We start from the raw sequence: 13,298 nt of genomic DNA, 5'->3' as shown, positions 1-13,298 counted from the left end.
TCAACTCCGCGATCGAGATCGATCTGACCGGGCAGGTCTGCGCCGACTCGATCGGCACGAAGATCTACTCCGGCTTCGGCGGGCAGGTGGACTTCATCCGCGGGGCGGCGCGGTCGGAGGGGGGCAAGCCGATCATCGCCCTCCCCTCCACCGCCCGCGGCGGGGAGGTGTCGCGCATCGTTCCGGTGCTGCGCCGCGGGGCGGGCGTCGTGACCACGCGGGCCGACGTGCACTACGTCGTCACCGAGCACGGGGTGGCGCAGCTGTTCGGCTGCACGCTCAAAGAGCGCGCCCGCCGGCTGATCGCCGTCGCCGACCCGCGCTTCCGGGAGGATCTCGAGCGCGCCGCCTACGAGCGGCGGCTGCTCCCGTGACGGCCCGGCCGACGCTCTTCGATCCGGAGCGGGCGCGCCGGGACGCGGCCCGGCTCGCCCGCCGCGACCCGCTCTGCCGCCGCCTCGCCGACCTGTACGGCCCCGCGCGCCTGCGGCCCCGCCGCCCCGGCGGAGCGTTCGCCTACCTGGTGAGGGTCGTCCTCTACCAGCAGCTCGCCCTCCCGGCGGCCGCGGCGATCCACGAGCGGCTCGCCGCCCGCCTCGGCGGCCGCCCGCCCGACGCGGCCTCGCTGTTGCGGCTCGGCGAGAGCGGGCTGCGGGAGTGCGGCGTGTCGAGGCCGAAGGCGCGCGCACTGCTCGCGCTGGCGGAGGCCGTGGCGTCGGGCGAGCTGCGCCCTCGCGGCCTCGCACGCCTTTCGGACGAGGAGATCGAGCGAAGGCTGGTGGCGATCCCCGGAATCGGACCCTGGTCGGCGGCGATCTTCATGCTGTTCCACCTCGGGCGGCGGGACGTCTTCCCCGCCACCGACCTCGGCCTGCGCGCCGCCGCCGCCATGCTGGCCGGGGAGAAGGAGCCCTGGTCTCCCGCGCGCCTCGCCTCGCGGGCCGAGGCGTGGCGGCCCTGCCGGTCGACCGCGGCATGGTGGCTGTGGCGCCACCGCTCCGGCACGATACCCGGGTTGCGCTGACCGGCCCGGCTCGGAGGACTCGCGGGACATCGAACGGGACAGCCCGGGACCCCGTTCGGGAGCCGGCCCGCCGTCCCGGCCGGCCGAGGTCTGGCCGGGCAGCCCCGCGCCCGCGGAGCCTCGCGGGCGGCCAGGGCGCGCGCCACGCGGTCGATCGGATCGCCGGGCCTCCCGGCCGGGGACGGGCGCGGGCGCCACCGGCGCGCCGGCGCGGCGCCCCCCGAGGGGCTCGTGAACGATCCGGGTGAGGAGGCAGAGATGGACCGCTCGCAAGCTGAGGCGATCCTCCGGGAGTGGACGAAGAGCGAAGCGCTGCTGCGCCATGCGCGAAGCGTCGAGCTGGTGATGCGAGCGCTGGCGCGCCGGTACGGCGAGGACGAAGAGCAGTGGGGGATCGCCGGCCTGCTCCACGACGCCGACTACGAGGCGTTCCCCGAGGAGCACCCGGCGCGGATCGTGGCGAGGCTGCGCGAACTCGGAGAGGAGGATCTCGCCCACGCCGTCAGCGCGCACTACACGAAGTGGGGCGTCGAGCCGCGCACCCTGCTCGCCCGCGCGCTGCTCGCCGCCGACGAGCTGACCGGCTTCGTCTCGGCCGCCTGCCTCGTCCGGCCCACCGGCCTCACCGGCATGAAGCCGAAGTCGGTGATCAAGAAGCTCAAGGACAAGGCGTTCGCGAAGAAGGTCGACCGGGAGGAGATCCGCCGCGGAGCCGAGATCCTCGGCGTGGATCTTTCCGAGCTGATTCAGCTCGTCATCGACACGCTGGCGGCGAACCGCGAGGAGCTGGGGCTGCCCGGCTGATCCCGCGATCCGGCTCGTTCGCTCGCGGGATTCCCTCCCGCAGCCGCCGCGGGACGCCGGCCGGCCCGCGAGCCCGCCGGGCCGACTTTTTTCGTGAAAAGCGCCGCCTCGCGGTTCGAAACCTAACGAAACGGAATGCGGGACGCCTCCGGCGCCCCGCGAGCCGGAACCCTGCACGGAGCCGGAGGTCGCGATGCCGCGGATCCCGGCGCACCGCTTTCGAGAGCTTCCCCCCGCCGGCCGGCCCCACGCGAGTCCTCGCACGAAAAGCCCGCCCGGGCGACACGATCCTTCCGGAGGGACCGCCGCGCGGCTCCCCCACCGGCGCTGGCCGGCGTGTCTGGAGCCCCTCCGGCGGCTCGGCGCAATCCCGCACCTTGCGACGGGCGCGGGGAGCCGCCGGCCGGAGGGCGCAGACGCCGCCGGCCCTTCGGTCGAGGCCGGGCCGCCCGGCGCCGGCGAGCCGGGGCGCGGGCCGCGCCGGAGCCGGCCGAACCCTCACCCCACCGGGTCAGCGGCCGGGGCTCGCCGCGGCTGGTTCCAGCGACGGTCCGGTTCGGGAGGTGGTCGATGAGCTCTTCCTGGATCCGCATCGTGCGTGGCGCGACCGCCGCGCTCGCCTCGCTGGCGGTCTCACCGGTCGGCGCCCTGGCTTGGCCAGGGCCTTCCGACCGACTCATCAATCCCCCGCACCTGCTCGACGAGCCCGGCGTCTCGGCGGTCGGGACCGTGTGGGCCGGGCACGAGCGCCTTGCGGCGACCCTCCTCGACGGAGCCGGAACCCTGATCGTCTACACGAGCGCCGACAACGGCCGCACCTGGTCCCCCGCGGAGCGCCTCGGCCCGGCGGACACCGCGGGAAACCTCTGCGCGGATGGCCTCGGAAACGTGTACACCGTGTGGCACGAGAGCGGGACGAGCGAGATCCGCTTCGGATGGTCGAGCGACTTCGGGCAGAGCTGGTCTTCCTGGCGCGTGGCGGTGATGGCGGTCGCCCGCGACTTCGAGGTCGCCTGCAACGCCGCGGGCCAGATCGTGGCCATCTGGGCGGGCACCGGCGAGTTGCCGCTCGACGTCTGGGCGGCGGGCATCGACGTGTCCGGAGGCACGCCACGGATCAGGCTCCGACAGATCAACCACTCCGGGCCTTTCGAGGATCCGCACCCCCGGGTGGCGCTCGGGCCCGGGCGCCGGGCCGTGGCGGTGTGGCAGACGGACGCGCCCTTTCCGAGGATCCGGTACTCCTGGACGTCCGACGGGGGCGACTCCTGGTCCGATCCCGAGTTCTTGCCCTACCCCGCCTCCCCCGAGCTGGAGCAGATCCTCCCCGACGTGGCGATGGCGGGTGACCAGGCGGTCACCTTCGTCTGGCTCGAGCGACTGGCGCCGGGGCCCTATCGGGTCCGGGTGACGTGCTGGGACCACGGGAGCTGGCTTCCCTCCCCCACCGATCCGGCCGGCGGAATGGGGGTTCTCACCGACGTGCCGCCCCGGATCTGCGCCGGCAGCGGCGGCACATTCGTGGCGTTCGTCGGCCCGGACTGGTTGTGGTTCGGCCCCGCGCTGTTCACGAACGTCAGTCATGACCTCGGAGCGAGCTGGGTCTATCCATCGCCCGTCCAGCCTGAGGCGCTCTACGAGGGGGTCTGGGATCTCTCGCTTTCCTGCGACGCGGGAGGCCGCGGACACGCGGTCGTCGCGTGGGGCGACGGCGGGATCGAGCTCGAGTCCGTCTCCCTCAGCCGGGCGATGTCGGCAATCGATCCCGCCTGGAGGCTGTGGGAGCTGTTTTCCAGGCCGTTTCACTCGCTGATCGACTCCAAGGTCGCTGCGGCCACGGACGGGCTGGGAAGGGTCTGGCTCGGCCTCGGTTCGGACGACGCGACCGCAGTCGATGCGACGACCGGAGAGACGAGACTGGACGGCGTCGAGGGCGGCGCGGGAGCGATCGACTCCACCGGTCCGGCCGTGACCGCGGACGACTGGCCGTTCGTGCAAGCCCTGTGGGCGGCGGCTGACGGGCGCATCCTGGCGGCGGTTTCCCCGGACGGCGGGATGAACTGGACCTACCCGGAAGGCCCCGTGGCCACGGGAAACGTCGGTTCTCCGGCCGTGGCGGCCGCGGCGGGCCACGTCCTCGCGGTGTTCACCGCCGCGGGCCCGAGCGGAGCGCGGGCGCTCGATTCGGCGGTGAGCCACGACCACGGGTGGAGCTTCGAGCCTGGAGGCGCGCCGGCTCCGCCGTCGCATCAGGCTGTCGACATCCCGGGTGCGGTCCTGTGCGCCGCTTCTCCGCCCCAGGGGCCGCGGATCTATGCCGCCTGGGTCACCGACCCGAACCAGGGGCAGGTTCGCTTCAACTACTGGACCCCGGGCGGCGGATGGTTCCCCTACGACACGCGGATCGACACGCCCGGGACGGAGGCCGGTTACGCCTCCGGGCTCCCCGTCATCGCCTGCGACGACGACGGCTACGTCTGCGTGGCGTGGGAGGACCACCGGATCGACGTGGATCCGGCGACGTCTTCGATTCGCGCGAACTGCGCCATCGATGGCGGGGGGGCCTGGTTCCCGGCCGATGTGCGGATCGACCCGCCCGGTTCGGCCGCCTATCTCCCGTCGCTCGCCTCGGGCGGCGCCGGTCGCTTCGTCGCCGCGTGGGCCGAAGACGACCCCGATCTCGGCAGGCCGGTGAGAGTGAGCCACTCCTTCGACGGCGGGGCGACCTGGTCGCCCCCGTCGACCCCGACCGACACTGCCGTCACCGCGAACCGGGTCTCCGTCGCCGTCGAGAGCCACGGGCACACCGTCGTGGCCTGGACGGGCGATTGGGACCACGCGCTTTACGTCGCCTCGTCAGCCGATTGGGGAGCGAGCTGGCGGCCGGAGCAGTCCTACGGCTGTGCCGATGCGGGGACGAACGGCTGCCTGCCCCGCGTTTCGGCGCACGTCCGGCACGACGGCGGTGCAGCGGTCGTCTACCCGGTGATCCCCCCGCCCTACGGAGACCGCGTCGACGTGAGGGCCCTGACATCGCGCGACTACGGGGCGACCTGGCAAGGCCCGTTCGCGCTCTCCCCCGACGGCGGGATCGGGTTCGAGACCGGCGGGGCACCCTACTTCATCGAAGAGGGACCGGTGGCCACCCTTGCCGGGCCGGGGGGACCGGGCTCGCTCGATCCCGTCGTGGCCGTGTGGACCGCCGAGAGGGCTCAGAACAATCCGAACGACGTCGCTGCGCTGGGGTGGCCGGTGCCCTCGGGCATCCCGCCGGCGGTCCATTGGCTCCGGATCACCCAGCAGCCGGGGCAGACCAGGATCGACTGGTTCGACATGCCCGAGCCGCTCGCGGATGGCTACAAGGTCTATCGCGGCAAGCTCGCCGGCGGAGGGCAGATCACCGACTGGTGCCTCAAGGCGAACGTCGCGCACCCGCCGGCGGCCGACGCGGCGATTCCGTCACCCGGCACGGCACTCGTCTACTACGCGGATGCTTACGGTCCCGGCGGCGAGGGTCCCCCCGGGCCGCCGGAAGGCTTCGTACCGCTCTGCCACGACTCGCCTCCGCCGGCTGACTGAAAGCCGATCCCCCTTCCCGCCGAGCCGGCCGGGGCGTCCGATCCGCGGACGTCCCGGCCGGTCGCGCGTCCGGCCATCCGCCGCATGTCCGGCAGGCCGACCCGGAGCGCTCGGATCGCGGCGGCAGCGGGCGGAGGAGCGCGAACGTGCCCCCGGTTCCGGCACGCACCTTGCGGGGTCCGCGGGCGCCTTTGCGCCGGCGGGCGTGCCCGGCCGCCCGCCGGCGGCCCTCCCGAGGAGGACGGGCGATGCGCGGTGCGTGCCTGGTTCTGGGACTCCTGGCGGCGGTCTTCCCTGCACTCGGCGGCGACGGTTCGTGCCGCGAGTGCCATTGGGAGGTCGCGACTCGGGCCGACACCCACCCGGTCGGTATCCCCGCCCCGGCGCGTCTCGCGGGGCGCTTGCCGACCGACGAGGGGCTGATCACCTGCCGGACCTGTCACGAGCCGCACGGCCTCGCGCGGCCGGCCGCGCAGGGCGCGGGCCGTTACGCTCTCCGGCTTCCGGCACCCGACCTGTGCGCGCTGTGCCACCGCGACGCCGCCGGGCGGTGGGATCACCCCCACACGACCTACGCCGATGCGCTGCACGGCGGGACGCAGCTGGCGCTCGCCCCCGGCAGCGGCGACTTGGATCCCGTCTCGGAACGCTGCCTCGGCTGCCACGACGGCGGCATGGGACCGGACGCGCCCCACACCACCGCCGTCACCGGAAGGCTCGGCGTGAGCCATCCGATCGGGGTGGCGCTCGTCCGTCCGGGCCGGCCGCTGCGCCAGATGCACGATCCGTACGAGGTCGAAAGCCGGGGCGTGCGGCTGTACGAAGGGCGCGTCGGCTGCGGATCCTGCCACCGCCTGTTCGGACACCGCAACGCGCGCGTGGCGGTCGAGATGGAGCGGAGCCGGCTCTGCTTCGCCTGCCACGCTCTCTGAGCGCGCCCCGCGCTCTTGGCGGAACGGAACGTCCGCCGCCATGAAGGCCGGCTCGGCGGCCCGCCGGCCCGCCGGCGCCCCCGAAGAAACGAACGGCGCGCCGGCCGGGACCGGCGCGCCGTGCGAGCGAGCGGCGCCGTCCGGACCACCGGGGCCCGGACGGCGGTGCCTCAGCGCTGGCCGCCGCTCAGGATCGGCTCGTTCCCGCTGCCAACCCAGCCGCCGACCTCCGGCGGCAGCGGCACGCTGTCGTGCTTCTTCTTCTCTCCCCCGCGGCGGGAGTAGAAGGAGTGCACGCGCACGAAGCCGAAGAGGTCGCCCACCGCCAGCGGCTTCGAGCACGAGATGTGGAAGCGGACCTCGGCGAGCGTGTCGCCGGTGCCCGGATCGAGCACCCGGTACAGGATGTCGTTCGGCAGCCGCTCGCGCTCCCGCTCCTTCTCCGTCTCCCCCTCGCGCATCCGCTTGGGCAGTTCGCCCACCTCCTCCGGATCGTCCGGTTCGTCGCCCGCGGTGACGGTGAGCAGGTCGCCGATCCGGACGTTCTCGAAGGTGCGGATCACCGTGCCCCTCTTGTCCAGAACGAGCACCGTCACGGGCTCGGTGGTTCCCGCGTCGCCCACGCAGACCACGCGGCCGCCCTGGTCGTTGGTCGTGTTGTCGCAGCCGCCGCCGGCGTAGCGGACGGTGAGCTGCCTCAGGCCGCCGCGGCAGGAACCCTCCTTGCACTCCTTCGGGGGCTCCTTGACGACGAGGGACCGGGTGGTGAGCGGCCCGAACTGGTCACCCTCGGCGAGCTGCTGCGAGCAGGAGGTGTGCACGCCCACGCGCGCGAGGAAGGAGCCGTCGGGCGTCTCGATCGTGTACCGCACGTCGCTCGGGAGCTTGCTCGACCCGAAGTCGTCCGAGGTCAGCCGCACCGCGTCCCCGAGCGCGACGTCGGTGAAGGTCTTGACGACGTTGTCGTCCTTGTCGGCGGCGTGGATCGTGACCGGCTCGACGAAGCCCGCGTCGCCCTCGCAGAAGGCCTTGCCGCGCTGGGTGTTGGACATGGCGGTGCAGCTGTCGCCCGTGTAGGTCATCGCCAGCTCGCTGACGCCCTTGGCGTGGTCCTTGCCGGCGCCGCATTGCCCCTTCTCGCACGGGTCGGGCGAGCGGAGGAACTCCTGCGTGACGCTGCCGGTGGCCTCGTCGCAGTTGCCGCTGCCCCGCGCCACGGCGTCGAAGGTCGTCGTCTTCCAGGTCGTCGTGTGGGCGGTGAGCACCTCCACCTCTCCCGGAAGCAGCTCGGGAATCCGGCCCACCTCGCCGAGCAGATCGTCTTCGACGACGACCTCGCCGGCGCTGCCGTCGCCGTTGTTCGCCACGGTGTAGTAGACCGTCGTCGCCCGGGCGATCGACACCTCGCTCAGCTTGTCGAACTTGACGGCCACGACGAAGAAGCTGCCGAACTGGTCGCCGACGTTCGGCTGGTCCTCGCACTTCGGGCTGAAGCGCACCTCCTCGATCACCTGGTTCAGCGTCTCGTCGATCACCGTGATCCGGAGCTTGCGCCCGAAGTCCTTCTCGCCGATCTCGCCAGCGCTCACCCGCACGCGGTCTCCGAGGTGGACACCGGTGTGCTCCGAGACGAGCTGCCAGCCGGTCTCCTTGTCGAGGCGGTAGAACTGGAGCGTCACCGGATCGGCGAACGACGCGCCGCCCTCGCAGAGCACGTCGTCTCCCTGTTCGTGGTCGCTCAGATCGCAGCCCTCACCGGTGTACTCGACCTCGATCAGCTGGAGCTTGCGCCCGTGCCCCTTCTTGCCTCCGCAGTCCGGTTCGGGGGTGTAGACCAGCGGCGGCTGGACCGACATCTCGAGTGTGAGATCGCAGGTGCCGGTCGTCTCCGCGCGGTCGATCTCGAGGGATGCGACGTGGGCGGTGAAGTTCTGGGCCACGTTGTGACCGTTCACCGGGTCGATGTTCGTCGGCAGCTTGGGCAGCATCTCGTGCTGGAAGCAGGCCCAGGTATCGCCGGCGTGAAGCTGCACCTGGCCGCGGTAGTGGCCCATCTTGTTGCCGTGGAAGAAGTAGTCGCCGTCGATGATCCGGTTGTCCTCGAGGAGCTGGGCGGTCCCGACGAGCATCGTCGGGGTCGCGCCGCTCCCCGAATCGAACCATGTCCGCTCCGGGGACGCGGTGACGATGCGGTTGGTCCCGGGGACCGTGTGGACGTCCTCGTAGACACCGCCGTCACCGATCAGGAGGGTCGCCGTGGTGTCCTCCGCGATCGGATCGAACTGGAAGCAGATGACGTCGCTGTTCGCCTGCTCGGGGTAGCCGACCGTCGACTGGACGTAGCGGAAATAGTTGGCGACGTCGGCCCCTTCCAGGGCGATCACCTCGCGGGCGTCGGTGCTCCCCGGATCCTGATAGGTGACGAACATCGTCACCCCGTACTGCTGGCGGTAGATGCGCCGGTTCGAGTTCGGCTGCCGCTCGTTGAAGTTGGAGATCGTGAAGACGTTCAGCCCCGGCGCGAACGCCTCGAGCGGGACCGCCGCCTTCATCACGACCTCGCCGCCCACGTCCGGCTCGTCCGCGCACAGCACGTGACGGCGGCCCACCTCGGTGCCGTACAGGTCGATGGGCGCCGTGAGCGCCCCGCCGGAGAGAGTGATCGAATAGTCAGGGTCGCCGATCGTACCGTCCGCCTCGCGCCAGACGACGCCCAGCCAGTAGATCCAGGCCCCGACGGGCGTGCCCGGCACGTCGATGGCGAACTGCCGGTCACCCTCCTCGGTGCCCACGCCGGCGATCGCCGCGTGGACGGGACCGGTGATGCGATGGAATTCGACCAGCGGATCGTCGAAGGTCGGACCGCCGGTGCACTCGGACGCCAGAACCTGACCGGCGCACGCCGCCACCGCGGCCGCTACGCCGCACACCACACTCCTCCACATGGAACCCTCCTCCCGTGGACCGGAGTGCGGCGCCCGGGGGTGTCGCTGCGTCGCGCCGGACGCCCCCCCGGTCGGCGGACGCAGCCTTCCCTCGGCCTGCGCCCGTCCGCGGAACTTGTACGGCGACGCGGCTTTTTTTCAACCGGTTTCGTCAGAACCCGGGGGGACGCTCTTCCGCCAGCCGGCGGTTGAGCCGGGTCACCACCTCGACGGCCCGCTCCAGCTTCTCGAGGTCGACGATCCCCGGGCGGAACCAGACCGCCGGCCCGAAGACGACCCCGTGGGGCCGACCCAGCCGGATCGCCACCTCCACCCCGGCGGCCCCGTCCGGGATCTCGAGCATCACCGGCCGCAGCCGGGCCAGCCGCTCGATCCGGTGAAAGTCGAACCGGGTGGCCGTGGCGCTTCCGCGCGGCGCCGGCTCGATCCACAGCCCGTCGGCCCAGTCCGGGATCCTCTCGGCGCGGGCGGCCTCGTGCGGGACCCTGGCGAGCGCCACGGCGGCGCCCGGGGGGCGGTCGCCGCCCACCGGCACGACCGCGGCGGCGAACCCCCCGGGGAGCCGCCGCCCCTTCTCGGCCATCCAGGCGAATCGGCCCACGAGCGGCGGGAGGGCCGCGGCGATCCGCCGGGCGGCCGCCGGCGGCACCGCGGGCGGAGGACCTTCGCCGACCGCCACCACCACGGCGTCGATCCCCAGCTGCGCCGCCTCCACCGCCTGGGACGGCTCGGCGAGACCGTACAGAACCGTCCGGACCGGCGCCCTCATCGCACCGCGAACTTCACGAACACCGGCTCCTCGAGTTCCGCGGCATCGAGCCACAGCTCGTACCGGCGCCCGAGCCACCTCCCCGCCGGGTGTGGGAAGTACAGCAGCGTGAACATCTTCGACCGCTGGGGCAGCTGGACGCGGCTGTCGGCGAGACCCTCCTCCACTCCGGGGAAGAAGGCGGCGGGCACGGCCGGCCAGAAGGGAAACCGCCCGGTGAAGGCGCCCTCCGCATGCGCGCTCAAGCGCCGGTCGTAACTCGGCAGCGGCCCCCCGCGGCGAACCTCGTCCACCCCGGCCATCGCGTAGCGCCGGCCGGCGTCGTCGACCAGGGTGAACGACTCGCGCGTGAGGGTGAGGTGGTCGAGGCCGATGTTGGCGACGCCGACCGCGAGCGGCACGAGCGGCCGGTCCTCGCGCCGCCGGGCGGCCTCGGTGTCGACGAGGAAGGAGACGAGCCGCCCTTCCTCGAGATAGCTGTAGGGCGTCAGTTGCGGATGCAGGCCCGGCTCCTGCGGCAGGGGTAGGTTCCACACCGCGCAGCCGGCGGCGGCCGCGGAGAGGGCGGCGAGAAAGGCGAGGCGTCGCCACGAGCCGATCGGGTTCACCGGTCCTCCGTGCGGCCGGTCGGTGTCGCGCCGCCGATGTTACCGCCGCCGGGGGCGCGCCGCGCGGCCGCCCTCACAGGAGCTGCTGCGGATCGACGTCGATCACCAGCCAGCGGGGCATGGAGCGGCGCGGGCCGAGGAACCGGAAGAGCGCCTCGCGGAGGGCGGCACTCAACCGGCGGCGCCGCCGCGCGCGGACGAGGAGCTGCACGCGGTGCTCCCCGCGGAGCCGGGCCAAGGGGGCGGCGGTGGGGCCCAGGACCGCCACCCGCGGAGCCCCCGCCTCGCGGATGTGGCGGGCGAGCGTCTCGGCGCGCTCGAACGCCCGCGCCGGCGACGGGTCGCGCACGATCACGTTGGCCAGGGCCGCCGCCGGCGGGTAGCGGAGCATCTCCCGGCCGGGCAACTCCCGGGCGGCGAAGCTCCGGTAGTCCTGCGCCGCCGCGGCGGTCAGGGCGGGATGGTCGGGCCGGAACGCCTGGACGATCACCCGGCCGGGCCGGTCGCCCCGCCCGGCGCGCCCCGCGACCTGGGTGACGAGCTGGAACGTCCGCTCCGCCGCCCGGAAGTCGGGGAGGCGCAGGCTGGCGTCGGCGCTCAGCACCCCCACGAGGGTGACCTTCGGGAAGTGATGCCCCTTGGCGATCATCTGGGTTCCGACCAGGACGTCGATCTCGCCGCGAGCGAATCCCCCGAGGATCGCCGCCAGCCGCCGCGGGGAGCGGGCGGCGTCCCGGTCGAGGCGGGCGACGCGAGCCCCCGGCAGCGCCGCGGCGACCTCCTCCTCGGCGCGCTGGGTTCCGGAGCCCAGGTCCGCGAGGTGGATCGAGCCGCAGGACGGGCAGCTCTCCGGCCGGGCGCGCGCGTAGCCGCAGTAGTGGCACCGCAGCCGCTCCCCGTCGCGGTGCCAGGTCATCGGGATCGAGCAGTGCCGGCAGCCCACCGCCTCCCCGCACGCCCGGCAGAGCAGCACGCGCGTGTAGCCGCGCCGGTTCAACAGCACGATCGCCTGCTCGCCGCGATACAGCGTCTCGCGCAACGCCGCGGCGAGCCGGCGCGAGAGCGCCCGTTCCTCGCCGGTCTCGGCGAACTCCTCGCGCATGTCGACCAGCTCGACCGCGGGGAGCGCCCCCTCCCCCACCCTCTCCGGCAGCTCGACCAGCTCCGCCCGGCCGGTCCGGACCAGCCACCAGGCCTCCATCGACGGGGTGGCGGAGCCGAGGATCGCCACCGCCCCGGCGGCGCGGGCGCGCACGAGGGCGAGGTCCCGGGCGTGGTACCGCGGTGACTCCTCCTGCTTGTACCCGGCGTCGTGTTCCTCGTCGACGACGATCAGGCCGAGCGAGGCGAGCGGGGCGAACAGCGCGGAACGCGCCCCGACGACGACGCGGACCCGGCCGGTGCGCACGTCCTCCCACGCCTCGTGCCGCCGGCGCGCCGGCATGCCTGAGTGGAGGACGACGACGCCGTCGCCGAAGCGCTGGCGCAGCGCGTGGGCGAGCTGCGGGGTGAGCCCGATCTCCGGCACGAGGTACAGCACCGACCGTCCGCGGGAGAGCGCGTGCTCGGCGGCCCGCAGGAAGACCTCGGTCTTCCCCGAACCGGTCACGCCGAACAGCACCAGCGCCGCGTACCGCCCGCCGTCGATCAGCTCCGCCACGCGCGCTCCCGCCGCCCGCTGCGCGGGCGTCAACCGCGGCGGAGGGGTGGTGGGAAACCCGGCCGCGGGGGCCGGCGGCGGCTCCTTGTCGCGCTCTTCGGCCACCAGGAGCCCGCGGCGCACCAGCGCCGCCACGGCGGCCGCCGAGACGCCCGACCGGCGGGCGAGTTCCGCCTGCGGGAGGGGTCCTTGGGCGAGGGCGGTTTCCAGCGCCTTCCGCTGGGCCGGGGCGCGCACCAGCGCGCCCTCCTCGAACGCCGCGCGCGCCCCGGGGGCCGGAGCCACCCAGATCTCGGTGGGAGCGCGGGGCCGTTCCGTCACCGCCGCGGGAAGGGCCGCCCGCACGGCGTCCCCGGGCGGCGCGACGTAGTAGTCGAGCAGGAACCGCAGCGTCTCCAGGAGGTCGGGCGGAAGGACGGGCCGCTCCGGCGGGTCGACGACGCCGGCCACCGGCTTGAGCGCGACCCCTTCGGGCGCCGCGGTCGGCCCGAGGACGAGCCCGGTGACCTCGCGGTTTCCGAGGGGAACCCGCACGCGGCATCCCGCTCGCGGAACGGGACACTCCGGCGGCACGCGGTAGGCGAGCGGCTCGAGGATCGGAGCCGGCACGGCGACCGCCACGCAGCGGTCCGCCGGCGCCTCGGCGTCGGGCGGCGTCACGCCAGCCCGGCCTCTTCGAGCGCCCGCTCGATCGTCTCCTCGTCCGCCGCGTTGGGCAGGGTGACCTCCATCCCGGGGACCGCCTCCATCGCCCGGCGGACGGCGAACCTCGCTCCCTCGTTCCCGGCCCAAGCGCGGCGCGCGAGTCCGTTCGACACGTCCCAGGAGAGCATCGCCGCGGCCCGCTCGGCGGCCGCGGGGGTGCCGTCGAGCACCAAGCCGAATCCGCCGTTGATCACCTCGCCCCAGCCGACGCCGCCGCCGTTGTGCAGGCTGACCCACGTCGCACCGCGGAAGGCGTCGCCGACGAAGTTGTG

At 73.7% G+C, this 13,298-nt stretch carries 10 protein-coding genes; 5 read left to right on the top strand and 5 right to left on the bottom strand.

Features of this window, described 5'->3' with window-relative positions:
* The 5 genes from D6718_05865 to D6718_05845 form a co-directional block, all read left to right on the top strand.
* The coding region (locus tag D6718_05865) for a 4-hydroxybutyrate CoA-transferase (GenBank protein ID RMG46299.1) at nucleotides 1-374 on the top strand (374 nt) is incomplete at its 5' end.
* Complete coding sequence (locus D6718_05860; GenBank protein ID RMG46298.1) at nucleotides 371-1,024, top strand: DNA-3-methyladenine glycosylase 2 family protein; 654 nt, start codon at nucleotides 371-373, stop codon at nucleotides 1,022-1,024. The genes D6718_05865 and D6718_05860, both read left to right, overlap by 4 nt.
* Nucleotides 1,025-1,282: 258 nt before the next feature.
* On the top strand, nucleotides 1,283-1,828 hold the full coding sequence (locus D6718_05855; protein ID RMG46301.1) for an HD domain-containing protein: 546 nt from the start codon (nucleotides 1,283-1,285) through the stop codon (nucleotides 1,826-1,828).
* A 570-nt stretch (nucleotides 1,829-2,398) separates the two neighbouring features.
* Nucleotides 2,399-5,407: a hypothetical protein gene (locus tag D6718_05850; GenBank protein ID RMG46297.1), complete on the top strand. Its 3,009-nt coding sequence runs from the start codon at nucleotides 2,399-2,401 to the stop codon at nucleotides 5,405-5,407.
* Nucleotides 5,408-5,655: 248 nt separating this feature from the next.
* Nucleotides 5,656-6,339, top strand: coding sequence for a hypothetical protein (locus tag D6718_05845; GenBank protein RMG46300.1), 684 nt, complete (start codon nucleotides 5,656-5,658; stop codon nucleotides 6,337-6,339).
* Nucleotides 6,340-6,509: 170 nt separating this feature from the next.
* Here the strand turns inward: D6718_05845 and D6718_05840 are convergent, their stop codons facing one another.
* The 5 genes from D6718_05840 to D6718_05820 all read right to left on the bottom strand — a co-directional run.
* On the bottom strand, nucleotides 6,510-9,269 hold the full coding sequence (locus D6718_05840; protein RMG46296.1) for a hypothetical protein: 2,760 nt from the start codon (nucleotides 9,267-9,269) through the stop codon (nucleotides 6,510-6,512).
* A gap of 166 nt (nucleotides 9,270-9,435) precedes the next feature.
* Nucleotides 9,436-10,053: a hypothetical protein gene (locus D6718_05835; protein RMG46295.1), complete on the bottom strand. Its 618-nt coding sequence runs from the start codon at nucleotides 10,051-10,053 to the stop codon at nucleotides 9,436-9,438.
* Entirely contained in the window at nucleotides 10,050-10,661 is a 612-nt protein-coding gene (locus tag D6718_05830) for a hypothetical protein (GenBank protein ID RMG46294.1), read from the bottom strand. The genes D6718_05835 and D6718_05830 overlap by 4 nt, the downstream gene beginning before the upstream one ends.
* A 73-nt stretch (nucleotides 10,662-10,734) precedes the next feature.
* Complete coding sequence (priA, locus tag D6718_05825; GenBank protein RMG46293.1) at nucleotides 10,735-12,981, bottom strand: primosomal protein N'; 2,247 nt, start codon at nucleotides 12,979-12,981, stop codon at nucleotides 10,735-10,737.
* Nucleotides 12,978-13,298 (bottom strand): urocanate hydratase (locus tag D6718_05820; GenBank protein RMG46292.1); only part of this gene is annotated, 321 nt, incomplete at its 5' end. The genes priA and D6718_05820, both read right to left, overlap by 4 nt.

This window comes from Acidobacteriota bacterium, from assembly GCA_003696075.1.
Taxonomy (GTDB): domain Bacteria; phylum Acidobacteriota; class Polarisedimenticolia; order J045; family J045; genus J045.
This window is presented reverse-complemented; position numbering and strand designations above follow the sequence as displayed.